The following is a 26,108-nucleotide window of genomic DNA, read 5'->3' as shown; positions in this document are numbered from 1 at the left end:
TATATATTTAATTTATAAATGCAATGTGGGCTGGGATATCGCCAGTAGTAACCGACCATTTCAGGCGGCCTTCCGGGCTGTAACAGTGTAATTTTCCGGGCGTAACATAATCTTTAGCGTCAGTTACATATACATCTTTACTGGTAGGGTTAACCGCAATTCCGTAAGGGATTTTAATGTTCTTTTCAGTACCATCCGTAATGAATTTGCGGTCCATTATCGTTTCGTCCTTTATGTTGATCATGTTATAGCTAATGTTATTTTTACCCGCTATATAGTTCCATTCTGTACTATAGATATAAGCGTAATCATCATCGATAACCAGATTACCAGCGGCAATATTGAATACCTTTTTAATTTGGTCGGTTTGGGTATCAATTACAAAAAGCTTTGAAGGGATGGTATAATAATCACCACGTGAGGTCACATACAAGTCCCCATAACGATCAGCTTTTATACGATGCAGGTTAATGGCAACTTCAATGCGTTTAATTTCTTTAAGACTAGGTAGGTCGATTACCGATACGGTATGCTCATAATCCGGCGGACTATAACCACCAGAATTGGCTACATACAATTTACTACCAATAATGGCCATTTCTTCTGGCTGTCTGCCAACTTCAACATTACGGTTTATGCTGAGTGCTGCGGTATCTATCTCGGCCACAATTCCATTCGGTGCCTTCGGATCGCCAACTTTACCTAAATAAGCACTTACATAAGCTTTGCCGTTATTGAAAGTGATATAACGGCAATTGGTGATATTGATTTGTCCGATTTTCTTTCCCGTTTTCACATTCAGCACCTCAACTTTATTCGATACATTAACCACTACATAAAGCTTGCTACCATAACATCCAATATCATTTCCCACATCGCCCAAACCTTTGGTTACATCTGGGTTTACCTCATTATATAAGTTTCGGGTATAAATGCCATTTACCAGGTCCATATAATCTAAAGAGGCCTTGTTCATGTTCATATTGCCTTCGTTAACCAGGTAAAAACCTTTAATGGCAGAAGTTGGCTCTGGTTCTACCTTGCTAATTTCCGAAGGCAAAGGCTGGGGATCTTTTCTACAGGCGCAAATAGCCAACAATAAAACCAATATATATATCTTAGATTTTAAAGGCCTCATAATTTATAATTTAGCGTTAGCCTGTAATTTCTACCCGGCATTGGGAAATTTGGGATTAGGTCGTAGTATTGGTTAAGCAGGTTATTTACTTCGCAGTTGATATTGATACTTCCTTTTTTTAGCTTAAACTCATAACCAATGGCTGCATCATGGGTGTACCAGGGCTCCATGTAATTATAAATGTTGTTTGCCTTTTGATTATAACGGAAACCTGTGTATATGAAGCCATAGTTTGCATGCCAGTTTTGGCAATCCATGCGTGCTAAAAATGAACCACTGTTTTCGGGGATATAAGGAATCTGATCCTGATAATTTTCCTCCTGTTTTGAAGTCACATCGACTGCTTTTTGATAAGTGTAATTCAGTCCAACATTAACCAGTAGATTGGTAAAAGGCTCAAATGCGGTTTTGGCATTGATTTCCAAACCATGAATATCGACCAAACCGATATTGTACATAATCCAGCGGTACAGGTTTGCACCTGGTTGTGCCACAATTTTATCTTTTACCCGGTTGAAATAAACATCAGACTGGATATCAATAAACTTTAATTGCTGATTTTTGAAGTTTTTGAAATAGGTTATACCAACATCATACTGTTTAGTGTATTCAGGCTTTAAAAGCGTATTACCAATAAAAGTATAATACAGATCATTAAAAGTAGGCATCCTGAAAATGTCTTTATAAAATGCCCTGACCCTGATGTCCCGATCCTTTAAAAACTTCCACGAAAGCATTACCGTTGGACTAAAAACCTGCTTGTTACCCGCTGAAGAATATAACTTTACATGATCAATTACAGTGGTGCTCAATACATTTGCCTGGATAGTGAGCTGTTCTAGTGTTAAAGATGAACTTAACACATTTAAAAAAGTATTCCTGCTTGGGTAAGGAAAACGATAAATATTGGCATCCAAAGTCTGAAAGGTATAATCAGATGCATAAGCCACCTCCCAAACCGAACTGATTTTATATTTTCCCGATACAGATAAGTAAGCTTCCTGCTCTTTAAAGCGGTTATCTAAAAAGCCAGTGGTGGTTACATAATCAGGATCTAAATAACGCTGATAAACATAAGTGTATTTTCCATTTACAATTATGCTGAATTTATCGGATAGGTTTTTCTCTATGCTCCCCTGGATAAAGAAATCGCGGTCCCAGATTCTTTGCGTAAAATCGAATCTGTTGGCCACAATAGCTCCTGGTAACCCCCTATCTGATAAAAATGAATAAGCCTGGGCATGCCATTTTCCGTTTCTAAATTTGCCAAACAATGCGGCCTGTAAACGGAAACGTTCTACATCACCATTATTTCTTACCGCAGTGGTATCAAAAACGCCATTGGTATACCTGAATTTATATTTCCCATCGGCATGTATATATTCGGTATTGATACTGGCAATTAAATTCTCGTTAATTTTATTGCGATAAATTAAAGAAGGATTGATTAATCCAAACGATCCGCTTTTTAAACCCAGCTCAACTTGTTGTCGCTGGTTTCCTTCGAAATCAGGTTCTTTGGTTTTTAAATAAATACTACTAGCCGAAGCATAACCCTTAGCTGGAATAAGCAATTCAGGTTTTTGCCCGCTGTATAAAGCAATTTCTTGGAGATTGCTGAGCGAGAATTTCCCTAAATCTACCTGCCCGTTCTGTGCATTGCCAATCTGGATGCCGTCTAAAAAAACTGCTGTATGGTTGGTGCCCAAGCTTCGAACATTTACCGTTTTTAAACCACCTATTCCACCGTAATCTTTCAATTGTACACCCGAAAAGTAACGGATGGCATCAGCCACTGATAAACTATTGATTCTTTTCAGATCTTCGCCCGATAAGATCTGAAGCGGTGTTGGTGATTTGCTTTGCTCAGTTAAACGGTACTCCCTGATCTGAACCTCTTTCAGCTGAGTTGCTTTTTTGATACTGTCAGTTTGTGCCCAGGTATTTAAAGGCAATAAAAATCCTGTCCATAAAATGGAAGAAAATAGAAAAAACTGCATTTTGCCCGCATTGGCAGAATGTTTTTGTGTCATTTTGATTGTGAGTTTAACCCACAGCCAACAGATAGAAAAGAAATGAAAATACGAATACGTAAGTACATCACTCCTTAGCTTCAATCCCCGAAAGCTATGAAATATAATGCTAAGGCAGGTCTTCTGACTTACTCCCGGTTTTCCGGCCTTCCCATTCCGACGTGTCGGGACAGTGGCAAATTGATTGGAAATCCGTTAAGGAGCTTACAGCTGCGGGACAGTTACAGATTTACACTGTATTCCCTTTTAATTCCGGGTGTAAAACCGGAAACCAAAAGCGCTGCAAAAGTAACAAAATTAACCAATATGTAAAATGCATGAATGGAAGACAGTCTTTCTAACAGAAAAAGCTAAATTAGGAATCAAATTTCCACCCATGAAAAGGATTTTAATTATTGTATTTTCATTGATCAGCTTATCTGTTATGGCAAAAAAAACCGATACTCTTTTTCTAAAAAAGCTAATGGAAAGCAAGCCTGCACTTTTTTCAGCTGTACTTAACCATCCAGATAAAAACCAGATTCAGATTCTTTATACCCAAATAAACCGTGATTCGAAGAATAAACCCTCCTTTAAAACCTTTAGTTATAATTTAGATCCTCACCATTATTTTTATCCTGCCAGTACGGTTAAGCTTGCTGCAGTCATTTTTGCTATTGAAAAAGTGAACCTTTTGAAAAGTACCGGCTTAACGCCTTATAGTACAATGATTACAGATAGTGCGTTTAAAGATCAAACAAAGGTTTTAACAGATACGAGTGCTAAAAGCGAACTTCCATCAATAGCACATTATATTAAAAAGATTTTGCTTACCAGCGATAATGATGCCTTTAACCGCTTATTTGAATTTATTGGAAGAGCAGAAATTAATGAAAAACTAAAAGCTAACGGGTTAAATAATAGTCGTATTTTAAACCGCCTGGCCATTGGCGATACAGGAGAACCGGCCAGACATAGCAATCCCATTAAGTTTTATAATGGCGATAAATTAGTGTATGATCAACCTGCACAGTACGATCCAAAAGAATATGAATTGAAATTGACCAATCTGGTAATGGGTAAAGGCTATTTAGATAGTACAGATAAACTGGTTAATAAACCATTTAGTTTAGAAGGAAAAAATGCCTTTGCCATCAACGATCAGCAAAAACTAATGCAGAAACTGATCTTTCCTGAAGCATTTCCTGTTAAAGAGAGATTTAAACTTACTCCTGAAGACTATAAGCTCATCTACACCTATATGAGCAAATATCCAACAGAGAGCGATTATCCTAAATACAATTCTAAAGAATTCTGGCCTACTTATGCTAAAATGTTATATTATGGAAGAGCGCAGGTAACACCAGATCCAAACATCCGGATTTTTAATAAATACGGCGATAGCTATGGCTACATTATCGACAACTCTTATTTTGTTGACTTTAAAAACGGAATTGAATATTTTCTAACTGCGGTTGTTCAAAGTAACGAAGATGGAATTTTTAACGATAACAAATATGAATACGAAACAGTTTGTTTTCCGTTTATGAAAAACCTGGGCAAAAGCATTTATGAAGTGGAATTAAACCGCAAGAAATTGCATCAACCAGATCTGAGCAAATTTAAACTCGATTATTCCTATTGAGATTAAATGTTTAAGCCTTATCAAGTTTATTGCGTATAAATTGTATAAAAAACTATACATTAATTAAAAAATAATATATTCGCATTTCAAAAATTAAAGAATAGATCTCTAATGGCTAAATTATTAATAATTGACGATGAGCGTGCGATAAGGAGTACCTTACGCGAAATTCTCGAATATGAAAATTATGATGTTGAAGATATCGACAACGGTATCGACGGCCTCGAAATGATCAAAAAAGGAAATTTCGATTTGGTTCTTTGCGATATCAAGATGAATAAGATGGATGGTATGGAAGTGCTTGAACAGGCACAGCTTATCAAGCCAGACTTACCTTTTATTATGATATCTGGTCATGGAACAGTTGAAACTGCCATTGAAGCCAGCAAAAAAGGAGCTTTCGATTTTATTTCGAAACCACCTGATTTAAACCGTTTACTGATCACTGTACGTAATGGTTTAGACCGTGGAAATTTAGTTACTGAAACCAAGGTTTTAAAGCGTAAAGCAAGTAAAACCCGCGAGATTTTAGGTGAATCTGAAAGCATTTCTAAAATTAAGGAAACCATTGAGCGTGTTGCTCCTACCGAGGCCCGTGTATTAATTACCGGTGCAAATGGTAGCGGTAAAGAACTGGTAGCGCGTTGGTTACACGAGAAATCGAACCGTGCCGACAGTCCTTTAATCGAAGTAAACTGTGCTGCTATTCCTTCAGAATTAATTGAAAGTGAATTGTTTGGTCACGAAAAAGGTTCTTTTACCTCTGCTGTTAAACAACGTATCGGTAAATTTGAACTGGCCAACGGCGGAACTTTATTTTTGGATGAGATTGGCGATATGAGCCTCTCTGCCCAGGCAAAAGTTCTACGTGCTTTGCAAGAGCATAAAATTTCGCGTGTGGGTGGTGAAAAGGAAATTGAAGTAAACGTTCGTGTTTTAGCAGCAACCAATAAAGATTTATTAAAAGAAATTGAAGATGGTAATTTCCGTATGGATTTGTACCACCGATTAAATGTAATCAATATCCACGTTCCGCATTTAACAGAGCGTACTGATGATATTCCTGTTATTGCCCAAAACTTTTTAGAAAGCATTTGCAGTGATTATGGAATGCCGGTTAAGAAGATAAATGAAGGTGGCATGGCGGCTTTGCAGGCTTTACCATGGACAGGTAACGTACGTGAGTTACACAACATGATTGAGCGTTTGATTATTTTAAGCGATAAGGTTATTACCGAAAATGATGTACGTGCCTTTGCTAATCCAGGCGGTGGTACAAATATTGGCGCCGCAACCAGTACACAGATTGCGGGTGCTGGCGGATCTAACCTGGCTTCCTCTTTCGATTCGTTTAATAATTTTCAGGATTACAAAGATTATGCGGAACGCGAATTCATCAAATTCAAGCTGGAAAAAAACAACTGGAATGTATCAAAAACAGCTGATGAAATAGATATCCAAAGAAGTCACTTATATAGTAAAATTGAAAAGTTCGGTTTAAAGAGAGCTGAGTAAGTTGAACTAATTTACAAATCGTCATCTCGACTGAAGCTTAGCGAAATGGAGAGATCTATTAAAGTATTTGCTAATAGATTTCTCCACTACGGTCGAAATGGCGATATCATAGGATTTAGGGGTTATCCCATATAATCATTTTGCCTCATCAGCAATGCCCTGTATTTATTAAAGATAGCTGCTTTAGAAACAAAACCTAAATATTGATTCTGTGCGGTTAACACCGGTAAAATCCATACGTTATCTTGTTCCATTTTTTCTAGTACCATTTTAAGTTCATCATTTTCTTTAATGGTATTCGGTGCAGACTGAACCAAATGAGAAGCCATTAAATTTCCTTTATCAGGATGGTTGATCATCTCATTAAATAACTCTTCAATATAAATAATCCCCTTAAAATCACCCAGTTCATCGGTAACCGCACAGATATTTTTATGCGATTGCAAAATTTCATTCATTTTAACGGAAATCAGATCATTCATCTTTAACTGAGGATAACTTTTCTCGATCAGGTATTTCAGTTTCATCTGGTTTAAAACAGTGGTATCCTTATCCTCGTGAGATAATAGTTCTCCTTTATCGGCTAGTGCTTTCGTGTAAATAGAGTGTTTTTGCGAGCTGCGGTTAATGGCGTAAGAAATTGCAGTGGTAATCATCAATGGCACCATTAAAATATACCCTCCCGTAATTTCAGCGATCAGAAAAATACCTGTTAAAGGCGCATGCATAATGGAGCCCAAAGCAGCAGCCATACCAGCCACAATAAAATTAGAAACGTTAAGCTGTGCTATTCCTGATAGGTTCACCACGTAAGCAAATATAAACCCGATTAAACCACCCATAATTAAACTGGGTGCAAATGTACCTCCATTACCACCAGCACCTAAAGTAACCAAAGTCGCTATGGACTTCATGAAAATGGTTACCAAAGAAAACAACACTACTATAGCCGGAATGGTATTATAATCGGCAAAAATACTGTTGTTAATTACGGTATTATAATCGCCTTTTAATAACCCTTTTATGGTAATGTATCCTTCACCATATAGTGTTGGAAATAGAAATACCAAAGCTCCCAACATCAAACCACCTACAACCACTTTAGTGTAAGGATGTTTTATTTTATAAAATAATCCTTTTACAGCATAATTGGCTTTGGTAAAATAGATGGAGAATAAACCAATAAAACAAGCCAGGATGACATAGTAAAACAAGGCATTAACTTTCCAGCCTTCTGTAACCAAAAAGAAAAGCTGCTGGGTATAAAATAGTCTTGCAACTACTGCTGCTGTTGCGGCGGATAATAAAAGTGGGATAAATGCAGGGATGGTAAATTCGGGCAATAGAATTTCAATGGCAAAAACAATTCCCGCTACAGGGCTATTAAATGCTCCTGCAATACCAGCGGCTGCACCACAAGCCACTAGCATGGTAATTTCGCGGTACGATAAACCCAATACACGGCCAAGATTGGATCCAATGGCTGACCCACTGGTTACAATAGGTGCTTCCAAACCTGTAGAGCCACCAAAACCTACCGTAACTGCTGCAGTTATGATCTGTGAATAAATATTGTGTGCTTCTACCTTACTCGATTTTTTCGAAATAGCATAAAGTAAAGGAGTTAATCCTGTTTCGAACTTCGTTTTACGGATAAAGTATTTGATGTACAGTACGGTTAATAAAATACCGATCATCGGAAAAATAAAATACAGGTAGTATTTGTATTTCCAATGCCAATCAGACTGAAGAAATTCTTCGATGTGGTGGGTTAAACTTTTTAAAGCAGCGGCAGCCAATCCGGCCAAAATCCCGACAATTACGGCAAGGATAACTAAGAAATTACGGTTTGATATTTTAGATTTTCGGTATTGGTTAATCTTATCAAGGTAATTTACAAATCTGATGTACATTCTATTGTTTTTTTAAATAGAGGGCGATGCCCAAAAGTAACAAAAACAAAGGGAGAAGCCAATTTAAAGGCTTCTTTTATGCATCAAATTTATCCAATAATTTAATTAATGTTGCAAAATCTTTCGGGTATTGTGCATCGATCACAATATCCTGATCGTTAAGTCCTTTAAAAACCAAATGGCGGGCATGTAAAGCAAAACGTTTCATGATTGGTTGCTCCTCTTCACCTTTGGTTAATTTATACCCCCTTTTAATTGAAGAAAGAAAAACAGGTTTACCTTTATACATATCATCACCCACAATGGCTGCTCTTTGCGTAGCCAGGTGAATACGAATTTGGTGCATACGGCCTGTTATTGGCTTACATTCCACCAAAGTATAGTGTTTGTAGTATTTTAATGAGTCGAAGATAGTCTCTGCTCTTTTACCTTCCACCCTATCAATGGTCACGTTTTTATTGCCATCGTTTAAAATGGGCAAATCAACTGTTAGCTTGTCAAAAATAACATGTCCGTCTACTACCGCATGATAGGTTTTATTCACCTTTCTTCTTTCGAACTGCATAGAAGCATGACGGTAACCTTCAGGGTTTTTAGCAATAATTAACGCACCAGAAGTTTCTTTATCCAAGCGGTGACAAACCTGTGCATCATCACTGTATTGTTTAGCTAAGCGCAATACATTGGTTTCTCCCGATCCGCCACGCTCATCAAGCGAGGCTAAAAATGGAGGTTTATTGATCACAATAAAATCGTTGTCTTCGAAAAGAATAAGGTCTTTAAAATTTGGAAATTTCAAGCTGTGCTGTAATTAATGAAGCGCAAAAGTACGATTTTATTTTTTCTTACAGTCGACGTTGTCCTTAATTTATTCATATTGCCAGCGCAGGTAATCGTCCTTTCGACTGAAGCGCAGCGAAATGGAGAAATCTGAATCATCAATTTTTTCTACAGCAGTAGAAATGAAAAACAAAAAAAAGCCGCCCCGATGTTTGATCAGAACGGCTTAATACCTTTAGCTTTTATAATTTAAGAAAGCTCAAACTTATAACCTACTCCTTTTACGGTTGATACATAAGTTTCACCTAATTTTTCTCTAAGTTTACGAATGTGAACATCGATAGTCCTATTAGTTACCACTACTGAATCTTCCCAGATATTTTTTAGGATCGATTCGCGTGTATAAACTTTTCCTGGTTTTGACGCCAGTAAATACAAAAGCTCAAATTCTTTTTTGGCCAATACCACTTTGTTACCGCCTTGAAAAACCAAATAAGCTTCACGGTCGATTACTAAATCTCCAATTTCCAATTTGTTCTCAGATACTTCTTCCGTACCAGTATTTCTTCTTAGAATAGCATTTATACGGCTCACTAAAGCACGTGGTTTAATTGGTTTTGCGATATAATCATCAGCACCTACATTAAAACCTGCAATTTCTGAATACTCTTCACTTCTGGCGGTTAAGAAAACCATAAATGTATTCTTAAACTCGGGTATTGCACGCATTAAACGGCAAGCCTCAATCCCATCCATTTTAGGCATCATAATATCCAGGATAATCAAATCCGGATGTACCTTTTTCGCAACAGTAATTCCTTCCTGGCCATTGGTAGCTGTGAAAACCTGATAACCTTCTTTTTTAAGATTATATTCAATAAGCTCCAGAATATCTGGTTCATCATCAACAATTAATATTTTCTGACCTGCGTTGTTCATAGTTAAATATTTGTTACGAAAGTAGTGTCTATGATGCAATATTTAGTTAAGTCTAAGTTAAGAAATTGTTAATTACTTAAATTAGTTTAACATGGAATTTTTTTTAACGTAACGTTTTAGCTAAAAAGCCTTCCAGTTCGTCGCCACGCAAGTTTTTAGCTACTATTTTTCCAGCAGGATCAACCAGATAAGAAGTTGGGATGGCTTGTACCTGATATTTTTTTACCGTTTCGCCGTTAAAGTCTTTTAATTCTGATACATGTGTCCAGGTTAATCCATCTGCTTTTACTGCTCCTAACCATGCAGCCTTATCAGTATCTAACGAAATGCCAATAATATCAAAGTTCTTATTTTTATATTTATTGTAAACTTTAACTACATTCGGATTCTCCTGACGGCAAGGCTGGCACCATGATGCCCAAAAGTCGATCAGCACATATTTCCCTTTATAATCTGATAAACTTACCGGTTTATTGTCTGCTGTATTAATGGTAAATGCCGGAGCAACCTGCCCCACCTGAACAGCCTTTAAAAGCGCCATCTGTTTTACAAAAGCATCAACCGTAGCATTACCTTTAATTTCTTCTTTAACTTCATCGGCAAATTTCACCAGTTCTCCTTCAAATTCTTGCGGACTTAAAGTATTCATGGCATAGAAACTAGCTAGCGTACCTTTATTGTCTTTAGCAAATTTTATAATCTGTGTATTCAATTGGTTGATATAAGATTCGTACTGAGGTTTCATTGATTCTAATACAGCAGCCCTGTTTTGAGGTTGTGTTGCCACTTTTGCTTCAAAATCGGCCTGCAATTTTTCTACCTGTTTCGCAAAATTATTTCTAATGGCATTCAGTTCTGATAATTTTTCTACCTCATTCGCTCCTGAAATTTTATACGCCATGGTTTTATCAGCCAAATCAGCCTCTAATTTAATTTCATCGCCATTTTTTGCAATTAACATAAACTCATGGTTACCTACTGATACCCTAAAGAAATCGACTGATGGAGTTTTACGGATGAATTTAAATTCACCTTTTTCTGATAAATTAGTTGAATCGATTGCAACCATATTGCTATTTTGCATGCCGTATAAAAATACTTTCTTCTCCTTACCCGGATTTTGGAAAGTTCCGTCAATCGTAAAGCTATCTTTAGATTTACATGCAGTGAAGGCAATCGCGATCAGCATGATCAGGCTCAATTGTTTTAGTCTCATTATTTCAGTTTTTCAAGTATTAATTCATTTAATTTTTTAGCATCGGCTTTTCCTTTGGCTAGTTTCATTACCTCACCAACAAACAAACCTAAAACGCCCTTTTTACCTTTCTTGTACGCTTCTACCTGTTGAGGGTATTTATTTAACACTTCATCAATAAAACCACTTAATTCGTCTCCATTTTCAGAAATAAGTAAGTTTAATGATTGCGCTAAATGGGTAACGTTTGCATTTTCCTTTGATTCAATAGCTGGCAATAATTGTTGAATTGCAATCTGTTGGGTAATTTTTTTATCATCAACCAAATTAATTGCCTCCGCTAGCTGCTCAGGTTTTACTTTAAAATCGGTAATGCCAATCCTTTTTTCGTTTAAAACAGCCCTTATTGGACCGATTAACCAATTGATCAGGCTTTTTTTATTATTTACAACCGGTTTGGATGTATTAAAATAAACCAGAAGATCTAAATCCTCTGCAAATAATGCTGCATCTGCCTTGCTGATTCCAAAATCGGCAATCAATTGCTCTGAAATTTCATTTGGCAAAGCGGGCATCAATGATTTGATCTCTGCCAGCCAATCATCTGAAATATGAATGGGTTGTAAATCAGGGTCTGAAAAATAGCGATAATCGTTCGCCTCTTCTTTAGTACGCATTGGTGACGTAGTGCCTTTGTCAGCATCAAAATTCAATGTGCTCTGAATAATCCTTCCTCCATTGCTAATCACTTCTACCTGACGGCCAAATTCGAAATCCATTGCTCTACGTACGTTACGCATTGAGTTTAGGTTTTTTACTTCGCAGCGGGTTCCAAATTCAGTAGTGCCTTGCGGACGTATAGAAATATTGGCATCGCAACGTAAACTGCCTTCTTCCATATTACCGTCACTTACATTTAAATGCCTTACCAGTTTCCTGATTTCGCTCAGTAATACCGAAGCTTCTTCCGAACTGCGAATATCGGGTTCGGTTACAATTTCTATTAATGGCACACCTGCACGGTTCAGGTCAACCAAAGAATAGTTATCGTCCTGATCATGAATGCTTTTTCCAGCGTCTTCTTCCAGATGTATGCGATTGATTCCGATTTTCCTGATAGACCCATCTGCCAATTGAAGTTCCAAAAAACCATTAACACAGATTGGTTGATTATCTTGAGTAATCTGATATCCTTTTGGCAAATCGGCGTAGAAATAGTTTTTCCGGTCGAAATGATTGATCTGGTTGATGGTACAATTTAAAGCTAAACCAATACGGATTGCTTTGGCTACTACTTCTTTGTTTAACTTAGGTAATGCCCCAGGCAATGCCAACGAAACCGTAGATATATTTTGATTAGGTAAAGCCCCAAAAGATGCACTATCAGCAGAAAATATTTTCGTATTTGTATTTAACTGAACGTGGATCTCTAATCCTGAAACGAGTTCGAAAACAGTTTGGGGGCTTGTTTCTTGTAAAGGCATTTAAAGCTTCTTATTGTTATAAGTTATTAACCAAAGGTTACAGTTCAATACAGATTTAATCTATGGCTAAGTATTAATGTGCCAAATATAGTTATTATTTAGTCTTTCGTTAAAAAAGGCTTACCAAAGCATTATTATGCACCTGGAATTTTGAACTGGATGAACGTTTACGGATTACATTAGCAACAAATTTTTCAATACCCCCCAGCAAACCCGCTGTATCTATTAATTTTAAATAATGCGATAATGTTGTGGTATTACCTGCATCAGAAAGTTGGCCTAATATTTTGTTGAAAGACAGTATCTGGCTAGATTACAGACAACCCAATGCAAACAAACGTTTCATTAAAGCAGGTTTGTCTACACGGGTTAGCATTAAAATATCTTTCGAATACTGGTTTCTATTAATGCATTAGAGACATAGTTTTTCCACCGCTTTTCATCGTTAATTAAGCCTGCAGAAGCTGAGTAACCACCAAACCATACATATTGTTTGGCAGTAAAACCAAAAGCACTTTCCATTTCAGCAAAACTCCAATGCCCTAAATAAGTTAATTCGAATCTTCCGGCTAATGATTCAGTTAGTTTTTGTTGATTTAGAATCATCAATTTGATTAATCAAAATTTTTCATAAAGTGCTAAACATAAATAAGTTACATGTATTTCAATAATTTACTCAATATGTTGAGTAAAATTACTCAGTTATATTAATAGTTAAAAAAATGTTAAAGGGGATCCTATAATTAAACTGCAACCAAGTATTGTAGTCTATCTAACCAAACACAAAAGAAACCTTTAATTAAAAAGTTATGAAAAAGTTAGTTTTATTTGCCGCAGTACTGATGGTTTCATTATTCGGCATCAACAATGCAAAAGCACAGGTTAGCTTAAATATCAATATCGGTGCTCAGCCAGTTTGGGGTCCAACAGGATATAATCATGTAGACTATTATTATTTTCCTGACATAAATGCCTATTATTATGTGCCTACTGCACAATACATTTATCCTAACGGCGGACGTTGGGTTTGGGTAAGCAATTTGCCCGCCCAATACAGGAACTTTGATTTATACCGCGCTTATAAAGTGGTAATCAACGAACCTAAACCTTACTTAAGAAATAATATATACGTAACCAGGTATAGTAAATATAAAAACTATGGTGGCCGTCAAGCCATTATCAGGGATAGTAGAGATACGAAGTATTATGTTGTAAAAGGACATCCAAATTATAACCAAAGGCCTGCAAGAAATGTTACTGTTATCGATAACCGCCCTAATCGTGTAGTGCGAAAAAACGTAATAAGACCTGCTCAAAATAATGGCCGTCCCGAATTTAACAATGGTCAAGATAACCGCCCGGAAAGAGATAACAGAAAAGGCCGTGATCATGAACGCCATTAAAATTAATATTTAGTTGTGGTTAAAGGAGTTTCGAAAGAGGCTCCTTTTTTTTATATGTCTGTTACAATAGAAGTTTTGGCACAGCATTTGAATTATTGAAGTACACACAAATAAAATAGATTATTATGAAAAAGCTATTCATCATTTCCGCGATTTTAGGTATCGTGGCTTTAACATCTAATCAATCTAACGCTCAGGTAAATATTAGTGTAAATGTTGGTAGTCAACCAAACTGGGTTCCTGCAGGTTACCAAAACGTTAATTATTATTATCTACCAGAAGTACAATCTTATTATTATGTTCCACAAAGGCAGTTTGTTTATTTAAATGGCAACCGATGGACAAGATCAAGATATTTACCAGCCAGGTATCGGGGTTACGATCTACATCACGGGCGTAAAGTTATAATGTATGGAAACAGTCCATATCGCAATTATAACACACATAGGGTAACCTATGTTAGCCGTAATAACTATTACCGATCATCATACGGTGGTGGCGATAGAATCAGATTTCGCGGTCCAAAAAATCATTATAAACCTCATCATGTAGATCACAGATATTATGACAGAAGGGGAAATCCTGGTTTATTCTCCAGAGGACACCGCGAAAAACATGGTCATGGCAGACATTAAAACCAAAAAAGAGGCGTTTAGCCTCTTTTTTTATGGATATATCTGTTAATAAGATTAATTCGTCATTTCTCCTGGCAATAACGATCTTAAGGAATAAAACTTTCTGCCTTTTCCAAAACAACCTTTAAGCCTGCTGGATTTTTACCACCTGCTGTAGCATAGAATGGCTGTCCACCTCCACCGCCTTGAATTTCTTTGCCCAATTCGCGAACAATATTTGAAGCATTTAATCCTTTCGTCACCAGGTGATCAGAAAGCATTACCGTTATTCCTGGTTTACCATCAATTTCTGTTGTGAACACTAAGAAAAGATTATCAATCATATCTTTCAAAGAAAAAGCCAGGTTTTTAATGGCTTCGGCACTTTGCAGATCGATGTGTTTTGCAATCAGGTTGATTCCATTAATTCCTCTTACATGGTGAACAATTTCATGTTTTAAAGTATTTACACGCTCTATTGTCGATTTTTCGATCTCCTTTTTTAGTTTTGCATTTTCATCCAATAAAGCCTGGACAGAAGCTGATAAATCTTTGCTCCCGTTTAATAAAGCTTTTAACTGTCCTAATTCTTTTCTTTGATCTAAAAAAAACTGCTCTGCTTTATCAGCGGTAATGGCTTCAATACGGCGAACACCTGCGGCAACGGCGCTTTCAGAAACAATTTTGAAAGAACCGATCTGCCCTGTAGCTTTTACATGTGTACCCCCGCAAAGTTCTTTAGAAAAATGATCATCAAAAGTAATCATACGAACAAAATCGCCATATTTTTCACCAAACAGAGCCGTTACACCACTTTCAATGGCATCCTGATAAGGAACGTTACGTTGTTCCTTCAATTTAATGTTCTGTCTGATTTTCTGATTCACAATTACCTCAATTTGTGCTAATTCCTCGTCTGTAACTTTAGCAAAGTGAGAAAAATCGAAACGCAGGTAATCTGCATTAACCAACGAACCTTTCTGGTTAACATGTTTACCCAAAACCTGTTTAAGGGCAGCGTGCAATAAGTGTGTAGCCGAGTGGTTATCTTCCGTTAAAACACGTTTATCTTCATCTACAACCGCCCAAAATTTACCTTCTAAATTATCGGGCAAAATATCTGCAAAGTGAACCGTTAGTCCGTTTTCTTTTTTTGTATCGGTAATATCTACCCAAAACTGGCGGCTATGATCTTCTAAACGACCGGTATCCCCTACCTGACCACCACTTTCGGCATAAAAAGGTGTTTGGCGTAAAACAATTTGAAATTGCTCTTTACCTTTGGCTTTTACTTTACGGTATTTTAAAATTTCCGTTTCGATTTCTAAATCATCATAACCAACAAATTCGCTTTGCTCATCAGTATTTACAATAATCCAATCGCCTGTATCTATGGCTGTTGCCGCGCGGCTATCGTCTTTTTGCTTTTTCAACGCCTGTTCGTATCCAACCAGATCAACGCTCCAGCCTTTTTCTCTAGCCATTAATTCAGTTAAATCGATCGGGAAACCAAAAGTATCTGATAATTCGAAGGCAAAAGCTCCTTCAACCATACCGCCAGTAGCCTGGTATCTTTCAAAACGTTGAATTCCTGTAGATAAGGTTCTCAAGAAAGAAACTTCTTCTTCAAGTACTACTTTCTGAACGAAATCCTGTTGCGAAATCAGTTCATCAAATACACCTTTAAATTGCTCAGCCAATAAAGGAACCAGTTGATTCAAAAACGGATCTTTAAAGTTTAAAAACGTATAAGCATAACGTACGGCACGGCGTAAAATCCTGCGGATGACATAACCTGCTTTATTATTAGAAGGTAACTGCCCATCGGCAATAACAAATGAAATTGCACGGATGTGATCGGCCATTACGCGCATGGCAATATCTGTTTTCTCGTCGGTACCATATTTAATTCCAGATTTCTCCGCAATAAACTGAATCATTGGCTGAAAAACATCGGTATCGTAGTTAGAGGTTTTTTCCTGTAGAACACGTACCAGGCGTTCGAAACCCATTCCGGTATCAACGTGTTTAGCTGGTAAACTTTGCAATGAACCATCTTTTAAGCGGTTAAACTGCATAAATACATTATTCCAGATTTCGATTACCTGGGGATGATCTGCATTTACAAGGGTAGCACCATCAATCAATGCTTTTTCTTCGTCGGTACGGCAATCTACGTGGATTTCAGAGCATGGCCCACAAGGACCGGTATCGCCCATTTCCCAAAAATTGTCTTTTTTATTTCCAGGTAAAATATGGCTTTCATCCACATATTGTTTCCAAAGGTCATAGGCTTCGTGGTCTTTTTCCAGGCCTTCTTTCTCGTCGCCTTCGAAATAGGTAACATATAATTTTTCTTTCGGGATTTTATAAACTTCAGTCAATAATTCCCAACTCCAGGCAATGGCTTCTTTTTTGAAATAATCGCCGAAACTCCAATTACCCAACATTTCGAACATGGTATGGTGATAAGTATCAATCCCCACCTCTTCCAGATCGTTATGTTTGCCCGAAACACGTAAACAGCGCTGGGTATCAGCAACACGAGAATATTTTATAGCGGCTTCCCCTAAAAATAAATCTTTAAATTGGTTCATACCCGCATTGGTAAACATTAAAGTGGGGTCGTTTTTAACCACAATCGGTGCTGAAGGAACAACATGATGTTGTTTCGATTCAAAAAAACTAAGGAATGCCTGTCTAATCTCTTTTGCTGTCATTTCAATATTATTGGAAGGAACAAAATTAAAATTTTATTGCGTTAATAAGGAAAAATCGAGCTACATTTGAATACTTTAATTAAACGATATAAAACACTCATAATCAACTACAAAATATGCCGTATAAAGAAAGAGACATTAATAAAATGTATTATACCATGGGTGAGGTGACTGAAATGTTTAATGTCAACGCATCGCAGATCCGTTTTTACGAGAAAGAATTCGATATTCTCCAACCCAAAAAAAACAAGAAAGGTAACCGCCTTTTCACACCAGAAGACATTGAAAACCTAAAAATTATTTTCAACCTGGTTGATGAAAAAGGTTTTACATTAAAAGGTGCCAAAGATTATTTGAAGAACAATAAAACAGGTGTTAGAGAGAATCAAAAGATTATTGATTCATTAGAAAAACTGAAAAGTTTTTTAGTAAACCTAGCAGAAGAACTTTAGGTAAGCAGTACTATTATAATGTAAATCTCTTTGCATTCATTTAAGTAATTAAAAAAATACATTTCTTGTAGTTTTTTAATTATTTCCCTATATTAGGATCATCAATACAAAATCACCCTATTTTTTATTAACCAGTTTAAACTCTGCTTATGAAAATATGGTATGTATTGTTGCCTGTCCCTTTTTCTCATTTTTTAGTTCCCAAAAAGCATTTGGGTGTCGGTTTATCTGCATTATTTTGTAGTAGGCTGTCGCAAGTAAATTCCTTTAGAGATATCCTGTTCCTTAGCCGGGATCTGATCATCTCATGGCTAACTGACTTTTATCATAAATTTATAACTGGAAGTGGTTATGCATTTAAGTTTTTAACTGTTGCCTTTGTCATGGTTGGATTTATGGCAAATGCCCAAACTAACACACAGGAAACAACTATACGTGATATTTTGGAAAGCATGGCTGAAAACCTTCCGGATGATTACGATATGACCGAGTTGGTTGATGTTTTGGAGAAATATCGGAAACACCCAATTAACCTGAATCGCACTTCGGTAGAAGAATTGAATACTTTGGTATTCCTCTCTCCATTACAGATTGGTAATTTCTTTACACATTTAAAGGAAAATGGTCCGCTTGCGGATGTGCTTGAATTACAAAGCATTGCCGGCTTTGATGTTAAAACGATTCAAATGCTGCTCCCATTTGTAACATTAACCAATATTGCAGAATATGAACAGCTTAGTTTTAAAAACTTGGTACATGCTGGTGAAAATGACCTGATGATGCGTTTAGCACAAACTTTACAAAAACAACGAGGTTATACTGATTTACCAGGCAACAGGTATTTAGGTTCGCCAGAGCGATTTCAGATGCGATACCGGTATCAATACAGTTCAATTCTATCGGCAGCCATAACTTTAGATAAAGATGCCGGAGAAAAATTTATCGGTAAGCCTTTCGATTTTTATTCAGGAAATATTGCACTATTCAAATTAGGTAAATTAAAAAAATTGGTAGTTGGCGATTATACACAACAATTTGGTCAGGGCTTAACTTTATGGTCGGGTTTTTCTTTTGGCAAAGGACCTGATGTAACCAGTGTAGCTAAAAAAGATTTGGGTTTAAGGCCTTATAATTCTACAAACGAATATTCCTTTTTTAGAGGCGCTGCCGCAACGATTAATTTATTTAAGAATGTAGATATTACTCCTTTTATCTCGTTCCGTAATCTTGATGCGAGTCAAAAGTTAGATGCTGAAGGAAATTTAGTTCAGTCTACTATTAATCAAACTGGATTGCATAGAACGCCTACTGAGATTAAGAATAGAGGTGTTTTGGCACAGCGTGTATTTGGCACAACGGTTCAATATGCTAAAAACGAACTCACTATTGGTGCAATTGCTTACCATACCAATTATAAGAATCGTTTTATTACGCAAACTGCAGCTTACGATCGGTATAGTTTCACGGGTAAATCGTTAACTAATTTAGGTTTATATTATAATTATACCTATAAAAACATGTACCTCTATGGTGAAGGAGCAAAAGGTTTGGGTGGTGGCTTTGCCTATATTAACGGTGTACTCATTAGTTTGTCTTCATCGGTTTCTGCAGCCTTAACTTATCGCAATTATGCTAAAGATTACCACAGTTTCTTTAATCAGGCAGTATCCGAATCAACCGAAGCCGTAAATGAAAAGGGATTGTATGCCGGCTTAAATGTTAACCCGAATAAACATTGGGCTTTTTCTTTCTATGGTGATTTATTTCGGTTCCCCTGGTTAAAATACCGTGTTGATGAGCCTTCAAAGGGTTACGAAGTTTTAGCCCAGGCAATTTATACACCAAGCAAAACCCTTAAAATTTTAGTTCGATTTAAATCAGAAAATAAACAACAAAATACAGATCTGGATGTTCCCGTAAATTTTTTAGACCCTGTTAAAAGAAAAGGTTACCGGACAGAGGCAAATTGGCAACTGAACAAGAATTGGCATTTTCAAAACCGGATAGAGGTTTCTCAATATAAGAAAGGAAGTGCAAACAGGGAATTTGGCTATCTCATTTATCAGGATATTGACTATTCGCCAATGTTCGCTAAGCTAACCGGCAATGTAAGATTTGCCTATTTCAATACGGCGAGTTACAACAGTAGAATTTATGCATATGAAGATGATGTTTTATACAGTTTTGCTTTTGGATTGTATAATGGAAGAGGTTTCAGAACCTACCTCAACCTGAAATACAATATAGTTAAAAAATTAAATGTATGGATCCGATATGGGTTATTTGTTTATAAGGACGTAAATACAGTAGGTACTTATCTGGACGAAATTAAGGGTAATAAAAAATCGGAAATGAAAGTTCAAGTACGCTATCAATTTTAAATATGTTTAAGACGGAGTATATTTTTGTCAGGATCCTATTTCCTTTTATTTTGGGCGTCTCTATTTTTTATTTCTTCCCGGCGTTAGCATATATTAAATGGTTGAACTTAATGCTAGTTGTTGTTTTACTGAGCATTTTATTTTTAAACGTTACTTATAAAAGATTCAATATCTATCGTTACAAAGGTGCAGTTGGTATTTTGATTTACATACTTTTTTTCAACCTTGGCAGTTTGTTTTGCCTGCTTAATAACGAAAGTTTAAACCAAAATTACTTTGCAAAAACCAATTGCAATTATTTAAAAGTTTGGGTTAACAATGAGCCTCAGCAAAATGGCAATATTGTGCGTTTTAAAGCAAAGGTAAGATCTGGATATCTAAAAGGTAAACAGATCAGCTTATCGGGACAAATGCTGCTTACTGTAAAATTAGACAGCCTTAAACCTATCCAACTAAAGTATGGAGACGAAATGATGATTTCGGTTAGCTATACTGAAGTGGAACCGCCATACAATCCTGCAGAATTTGACTTTAAGGCCTGGCTAGGTAGTCAGAATATTTATCATCAGGCATTTATAGATCAGAACCATATTGTTAGCACCAAAAAAAATGTTGGTAATTCGATTATAAAGATGGCCTTAAACTTAAGAGAAAAACAAGTTGCAAAATACAGAACATTAATTAAAAGTGATGAAGCTTTTGCTGTGGCCTCTACCCTTATTTTAGGTTACCGAGCGGATTTAAGCAAAGAAACTTTATCGGCCTATTCCAAAACCGGAACCATTCATGCTTTATCGGTATCAGGAGCACATGTAGCTATTATCTATGTTGTTTTAGATTTTATGTTTTTCTTTTTGAATAAGAACAGTGCGTTAAGAATATTGAAACTATTACTCCTCTGTACTTTGATTTGGGGATATGCTTTGTTAACGGGATTATCGCCCTCTGTGGTTCGCTCAGCCATAATGATCAGTATTTTAATAACGGCAAAAGTTTTATCAAAGAAAACCAATAGTTATAATGTTTTAGCCTTTTCTGCATTTTGTCAACTCGTTTACAATCCATTTTTAATCTGGGATGTTGGATTTCAACTCTCCTATCTGGCCGTATTTGGACTAATTTATCTTCAGCCGAAAATCTACAATCTCCTTTATACTGAACATAATTGGATAGATAAATTATGGAGTTTCACATCCATGTCTTTAGCGGCACAAATAGTCACATTTCCATTAAGTATTTACTATTTTTATCAATTTCCATTTTACTTTCTCTTTGCTAATCTTTTCATCACGATCCCATTAATATTCATGATGTATTTAGGGATTGTGGTATTAATTCCGTCTTTCGGGTTTCTGGCACCGATTTTCGAATGGATAATAAACTTTACGAATGCGGTATTAAAATGGATTGCCAATTTGCCTTATGCCAGCTTTTCATCAATATGGATTAACCTGCCTGAATTTGTCTTGTTGAGCCTTTCGCTAGGATTATTTATTTATGCGTTGACAAAACTTAACAAACAACTTTTGTTCTCTTCTTTATTTTTATTTGTTTGTTATCAACTTTTGATTTTACGCGATGATTTAAAGGTTTTCCAACAGAGGAAAATCATTTTCTTTTCCTTAAGAAAAAATTATGCTGCTGCATTTATTAATGGAAAAGAAGCTATTTTAATTTCAGATATAAATAGTGATGATAAAAACTATGCCTTTTCTATTCAACCAGCATTAGCTCAATTACAGTTAAATAAGATATCTATTATTGATTTCAAGAAAGACACCGTTTTGGGACAATTTATATTAAAGAACAACCAGATTGCCTTTTTTCAATATAGGATGCTTTTGATTGACGAAAAGCTGAACAATAAAAAGATAAATGGAAAGGCTACGTTTTCAAGTATCTGGTTAAGCGGAAATACTAAATTTAATTTAGCCAAAATGGATGTTGATGTAAAATATAAAACTGCAATAATCGATGCCTCTAATAAGGATTATAAAATTCAGATCCTAAAGAAGCACATGGAGAATAATGATAAAGATGTACATGTTTTAAAGAAAAATAAAGCATATTTGGTGCAAATAAGCCAATAATATGGAAGATCTGGTTTTATATCAGGTTGCTGAAAGAATAGCAACAATAACAATCAACAGGCCTGAAAAAAGAAATGCGTTAAACCCTCAACTAATCGCTGAATTAACTGCTGCGTTTATAAAAGCATCAGAAGATGACCAGGTAAAAGTTGTCATATTAAATGCAAACGGTGACTCATTTAGTGCTGGCGCCGATTTAGCATATCTTCAGCAATTACAGCACAATACATTTGAAGAAAACGTAGCTGATTCTAATCATTTAAAAAAACTATTTACAACCATTTATTACTTACCAAAGGTGGTTATTGCCCAGGTTGAAGGCCATGCCATTGCCGGTGGCTGTGGTTTAGCGACTATATGTGATATTATTTTTGCTACTCCTGAAAGTAATTTTGGCTATACTGAAGTGAAAATTGGTTTTGTACCCGCTATAGTTTCTTGTTTTTTAAAACAAAAGGTGAGCGAATCCATCGTCAAGGAAATTTTACTAACTGGAAAAATTTTCTCTGCAGAGCAGGCATTAAAATATAATTTGATAAATTTTGTAACAAATTCATCCGATATTCATCAAAAAACAAGAGAATTTGCACTAAGTTTGTGCAAGGAGAGTTCAGGTAATTCATTAATGATTACGAAACAACTGATTAACCAAACTGTTAATCCACACTTAGAAAAGAGTTTGGAGATTGCGGTACAGATAAATGCCCGTGTACGCGAGAGTGAGGATTTTAAAAAAGGAATTTCTTCATTTTTAAATAAAGAGAAAATTAACTGGTAAAAAACTAAAACTAAAATAAAAACATGTTCAAATCAATCAAAACAAGCGTCGTAGCTTTAATCTTAGTCAGTACTGCTATAATTGCCCATGCACAAAAGAAAATTGCTGAAGGTACTTTGGTATTTGCTGTAACCGCTAATGGTGCAACAACAGACGTTAAAACTAAATTTAATGGTAACTTAACCAAAATAGAAATTGAAAATGGCCCTGCCATGGTTAACATTATTTCAAATACGGCAGATAAAACCGGATTATTATTAATTGACGTTCCCGTAGCTCAAAAACAGTTTGCAGTAAAGGTGAGCAAAGCAGAAACAGAAGCACAGGAAGCTTTATTGCCAAAATATTCTGATTATAAAGCAACTGGTGAAAAACAAACAATTGCTGGATTAAGTGCTGAAAAATATACTTACAAAGACGATAAGGGTGGAGCTCATGAATTATGGGCAACAAAAGATGTTGATATTGCTTCAATTACCAATGGTGGTTTCTTTAAAGGCTTAGGTGCACTTCCTGTAAAATATTCTGCAGTAATTAATGGCGTAAATTCAGACCTGGTACTAAAATCTCTTTCTGAAGCCAAAGTTGGTGCCATTAGCACTGAAATTCCTGCCGGTTACGAAGTAGTAACCATGGAAGAATTGAAAGCCATGCAAGGTGGTGGTGAATAATTAAACAATTCCAGATAATTTACGGCTTTTTAACTGCCGGCTTTTTATTTAAATTAGCCGAAAAGTTAAAAAGCTTTTTTTATGCCCCAAAATTATATATGATTAAAAACTTATCACTCAAATTATCAATTGCCTGCATCGCAATATGTACGCTAATTGATGCAAAAGCCCAAAGCATCAACTGGGCAAAAGATGGTAACTCCTACTACCAGATTGCAAGCGGAGAAATTATTTCGGTTACCCTCCCTAAAAGCGACAAAAAAACAATTATTTCCAGAACGTTATTAACGCCAGCAGGAAAAGATAATGCCATTGCGGTAAGAAGTTTCCAATTGTCGGATGATGGTACAAAAGCATTAATTTACACCAACAGTAAAAAAGTTTGGCGTTATGATACCCGTGGCGATTATTGGTTGGCAGATTTAACCGCTAACAAGATTACCCAGATTGGAAAAGATAAACCTGCATCATCTTTAATGTTTGCAAAATTATCGCCCGATGGAAGTAAAGTAGCTTATGTAAGCAAACACAACTTATATGTAGAAAATATTGACGGAACTGGTGCTAAAGCCTTAACCACTGATGGCACAGACCGCATGATCAATGGTACTTTTGATTGGGTTTATGAAGAGGAATTCGATTGTCGTGATGGTTTTAGGTGGAGTCCGGATGGGAAATCTATTGCTTATTGGCAAATTGATGCGACCAAGATCAAAAACTTTTTGATGATCAACAATACTGATTCGATTTATCCGTATACCATTCCGGTTGAGTACCCAAAAGTTGGCGAAAATCCTTCGGTTTGTAAAGTTGGTATAGTTGATATCGCCACTGCGAAAACAAACTGGTTAAACGTTCCGGGCGATAATATCCAGCATTACATTCCACGCATGCAGTGGGTACCAAACAGTAACAACATTATTTTACAACAGCTTAACCGTGAGCAGAACGAAAGTAAAGTGTTTATCTGCAATGCCAGTAACGGAGATGCAAAAGCGGTTTATACTGAAAAGGCAAAAGCCTGGATTGATGCGCAAGATGAATGGAAATGGTTAAACGACAATAAAGAATTTACCATCGTATCAGACAAAGACGGTTGGAACCATTTGTATAGAATCAGTATTGATGGAAAAAAAGAAACATTGGTTACAAAGGGTAACTATGATGTAATTGATGTGAAGTTGATTGATGTAAAAAACAATATGGTTTATTTCCTTGCTTCACCAACAAATGCCACTCAGAAATATCTTTTTAAAACGAAGTTAGATGGCAAAGGTAAATTAGAGCAGGTTACCCCTTCTGTTTTACCTGGAACGCATAATTATGATATTTCCCCAAATGCTGCTTTTGCCCGTCATACGTATAACAGTTCAATCGTAAGGCCAATTACCGAGTGGATGAACTTTACTACAGGTAATCCATTTACGATGGATGGAAGCATTACTACCCAATTATCAAAACAGGAATCGGCTAAAAACAAAGTTGAGTTTTTCAAAGTAACCACTGAAGATGGCATTGAAATGGATGGCTGGATGAAAAAACCTGATAATTTTAATCCTGCTAAAAAATACCCAGTTGTATTTTATGTTTATGGTGAACCTGCTTCGCCTACAGCAGCAGATACTTATGGCGCCGGAAGAAACTTTTTATACGCTGGCGATATGGCCAAAGATGGTTATATCTATATTTCAATGGATAATAGAGGTGCCCCTGTACCAAAGGGAAGCACTTGGCGTAAAAGCATTTATAAAAACATCGGCGTGCTTAACATCCGCGATCAGGCCATGGCAGCCAAAAAACTATTGGCAACCAACGCTTTTATGGATAAAGACCGTGTAGCCGTTTGGGGCTGGAGCGGTGGCGGTTCGTCTACCTTAAACCTGATGTTCCAATATCCGGAAATTTATAAAACAGGTATTGCAATTGCAGCGGTTGGTAATCAATTAACCTACGATAATATTTATCAGGAGCGTTATATGGGTACCCCTTTCCCAAGTAAAGAGGCGTATGTTAAAGGTTCTCCTGTTACTTATGCTAAAAACTTAAAGGGAAATTTATTGTATATCCATGGTACAGGCGACGATAACGTACACTATCAGAATGCCGAAATGTTGATCAATGAACTGATTAAAAACAGAAAGGTTTTTCAACTGATGAGTTATCCTAACCGTACACACAGTATTTCAGAAGGTGAAGGAACAAGCGAGCATTTATCGTTAACCTACACCAAGTTTTTAAAAGAAAACTGCCCTCCGGGAGCAAGATAGAAATTTAAAAAAGCAGCTTTCGGGCTGCTTTTTTTATGCGATAAATATTGGATGCAAGTAAGTATTGGAATGACAATCATGTAATTTTAAATGTACTGTTTCATTGTAAAA

The 26,108-nt window shown here is 36.3% G+C and carries 19 protein-coding genes and 1 riboswitch; of the genes, 10 read left to right on the top strand and 9 right to left on the bottom strand.

The window, feature by feature from the left end; genetic code table 11:
• Positions 1 to 7: 7 nt before the first annotated feature.
• Positions 8 to 1,138 carry a YncE family protein gene (locus KYH19_RS09440; RefSeq protein ID WP_219078493.1) on the bottom strand — a complete coding sequence of 377 codons (1,131 nt, stop codon included), beginning with the start codon at positions 1,136 to 1,138 and terminating at the stop codon, positions 8 to 10.
• Entirely contained in the window at positions 1,135 to 3,171 is a 2,037-nt protein-coding gene (locus tag KYH19_RS09435) for a TonB-dependent siderophore receptor (RefSeq protein ID WP_219078492.1), read from the bottom strand. The genes KYH19_RS09440 and KYH19_RS09435 overlap by 4 nt, the downstream gene beginning before the upstream one ends.
• A 95-nt stretch (positions 3,172 to 3,266) precedes the next feature.
• Positions 3,267 to 3,462: riboswitch (cobalamin riboswitch) on the bottom strand.
• An 85-nt stretch (positions 3,463 to 3,547) separates the two neighbouring features.
• Between KYH19_RS09435 and KYH19_RS09430 the strand changes: the two genes are divergently transcribed.
• Together KYH19_RS09430 and KYH19_RS09425 are read left to right on the top strand one after the other, a co-directional pair.
• Positions 3,548 to 4,795, top strand: a complete 1,248-nt coding sequence (locus tag KYH19_RS09430) for a serine hydrolase (protein WP_219078491.1) — start codon at positions 3,548 to 3,550, stop codon at positions 4,793 to 4,795.
• A gap of 111 nt (positions 4,796 to 4,906) precedes the next feature.
• The gene (locus KYH19_RS09425; protein ID WP_219078490.1) at positions 4,907 to 6,310 is read left to right on the top strand and encodes a sigma-54 dependent transcriptional regulator; all 1,404 of its coding nucleotides are present in this window, start codon (positions 4,907 to 4,909) and stop codon (positions 6,308 to 6,310) included.
• A gap of 122 nt (positions 6,311 to 6,432) precedes the next feature.
• On the opposite strand, the gene KYH19_RS09420 is transcribed toward KYH19_RS09425, so the two are convergent.
• From KYH19_RS09420 to KYH19_RS24200, 6 genes are all read right to left on the bottom strand, one after another.
• A complete protein-coding gene (locus tag KYH19_RS09420; RefSeq protein WP_219078489.1) occupies positions 6,433 to 8,223 on the bottom strand; it encodes a chloride channel protein in 1,791 nt (596 codons plus the stop codon).
• 76 nt (positions 8,224 to 8,299) lie between these two features.
• Entirely contained in the window at positions 8,300 to 9,022 is a 723-nt protein-coding gene (locus KYH19_RS09415) for an RluA family pseudouridine synthase (RefSeq protein WP_219078488.1), read from the bottom strand.
• Positions 9,023 to 9,252: 230 nt separating this feature from the next.
• On the bottom strand, positions 9,253 to 9,942 hold the full coding sequence (locus KYH19_RS09410; protein ID WP_029274338.1) for a response regulator transcription factor: 690 nt from the start codon (positions 9,940 to 9,942) through the stop codon (positions 9,253 to 9,255).
• A gap of 103 nt (positions 9,943 to 10,045) precedes the next feature.
• The gene (locus KYH19_RS09405; protein WP_219078487.1) at positions 10,046 to 11,158 is read right to left on the bottom strand and encodes a TlpA disulfide reductase family protein; all 1,113 of its coding nucleotides are present in this window, start codon (positions 11,156 to 11,158) and stop codon (positions 10,046 to 10,048) included.
• Positions 11,158 to 12,621, bottom strand: coding sequence for an Asp-tRNA(Asn)/Glu-tRNA(Gln) amidotransferase subunit GatB (gene gatB, locus KYH19_RS09400; RefSeq protein ID WP_219078486.1), 1,464 nt, complete (start codon positions 12,619 to 12,621; stop codon positions 11,158 to 11,160). The genes KYH19_RS09405 and gatB overlap by 1 nt, the downstream gene beginning before the upstream one ends.
• Before the next feature lie 375 nt (positions 12,622 to 12,996).
• Positions 12,997 to 13,227 (bottom strand): hypothetical protein, encoded by a 231-nt coding sequence (locus tag KYH19_RS24200; protein WP_255562606.1) that lies wholly within the window; start codon positions 13,225 to 13,227, stop codon positions 12,997 to 12,999.
• Positions 13,228 to 13,430: 203 nt separating this feature from the next.
• Between KYH19_RS24200 and KYH19_RS09390 the strand changes: the two genes are divergently transcribed.
• The gene (locus tag KYH19_RS09390) at positions 13,431 to 14,024 is read left to right on the top strand and encodes a hypothetical protein (protein WP_219078485.1); all 594 of its coding nucleotides are present in this window, start codon (positions 13,431 to 13,433) and stop codon (positions 14,022 to 14,024) included.
• A 125-nt stretch (positions 14,025 to 14,149) separates the two neighbouring features.
• A complete protein-coding gene (locus tag KYH19_RS09385; RefSeq protein WP_219078484.1) occupies positions 14,150 to 14,659 on the top strand; it encodes a hypothetical protein in 510 nt (169 codons plus the stop codon).
• An 86-nt stretch (positions 14,660 to 14,745) separates the two neighbouring features.
• Here the strand turns inward: KYH19_RS09385 and alaS are convergent, their stop codons facing one another.
• On the bottom strand, positions 14,746 to 17,358 hold the full coding sequence (gene alaS / locus KYH19_RS09380) for an alanine--tRNA ligase (RefSeq protein ID WP_219078483.1): 2,613 nt from the start codon (positions 17,356 to 17,358) through the stop codon (positions 14,746 to 14,748).
• A 116-nt stretch (positions 17,359 to 17,474) separates the two neighbouring features.
• Between alaS and KYH19_RS09375 the strand changes: the two genes are divergently transcribed.
• The 6 genes from KYH19_RS09375 to KYH19_RS09350 all read left to right on the top strand — a co-directional run bounded on the left by KYH19_RS09375 (position 17,475) and on the right by KYH19_RS09350 (position 25,997).
• Positions 17,475 to 17,810 carry a MerR family transcriptional regulator gene (locus KYH19_RS09375; RefSeq protein WP_121284799.1) on the top strand — a complete coding sequence of 112 codons (336 nt, stop codon included), beginning with the start codon at positions 17,475 to 17,477 and terminating at the stop codon, positions 17,808 to 17,810.
• Between the two features lie 149 nt (positions 17,811 to 17,959).
• Positions 17,960 to 20,191 carry a helix-hairpin-helix domain-containing protein gene (locus KYH19_RS09370; protein ID WP_255562605.1) on the top strand — a complete coding sequence of 744 codons (2,232 nt, stop codon included), beginning with the start codon at positions 17,960 to 17,962 and terminating at the stop codon, positions 20,189 to 20,191.
• A 110-nt stretch (positions 20,192 to 20,301) separates the two neighbouring features.
• Complete coding sequence (locus KYH19_RS09365) at positions 20,302 to 22,281, top strand: ComEC/Rec2 family competence protein (protein ID WP_219078482.1); 1,980 nt, start codon at positions 20,302 to 20,304, stop codon at positions 22,279 to 22,281.
• A gap of 1 nt (position 22,282) precedes the next feature.
• A complete protein-coding gene (locus KYH19_RS09360; RefSeq protein ID WP_219078481.1) occupies positions 22,283 to 23,059 on the top strand; it encodes an enoyl-CoA hydratase/isomerase family protein in 777 nt (258 codons plus the stop codon).
• 23 nt (positions 23,060 to 23,082) lie between these two features.
• Positions 23,083 to 23,730 (top strand): DUF4412 domain-containing protein, encoded by a 648-nt coding sequence (locus KYH19_RS09355; protein ID WP_219078480.1) that lies wholly within the window; start codon positions 23,083 to 23,085, stop codon positions 23,728 to 23,730.
• Positions 23,731 to 23,828: 98 nt separating this feature from the next.
• Positions 23,829 to 25,997 (top strand): S9 family peptidase, encoded by a 2,169-nt coding sequence (locus tag KYH19_RS09350; RefSeq protein WP_219078479.1) that lies wholly within the window; start codon positions 23,829 to 23,831, stop codon positions 25,995 to 25,997.
• Positions 25,998 to 26,108: the final 111 nt, after the last annotated feature.

Source organism: Pedobacter sp. D749, assembly GCF_019317285.1.
GTDB lineage: Bacteria > Bacteroidota > Bacteroidia > Sphingobacteriales > Sphingobacteriaceae > Pedobacter.
Note: the sequence above shows the minus strand (reverse complement) of the source record. Positions and strands in the feature narration are given on the sequence as shown.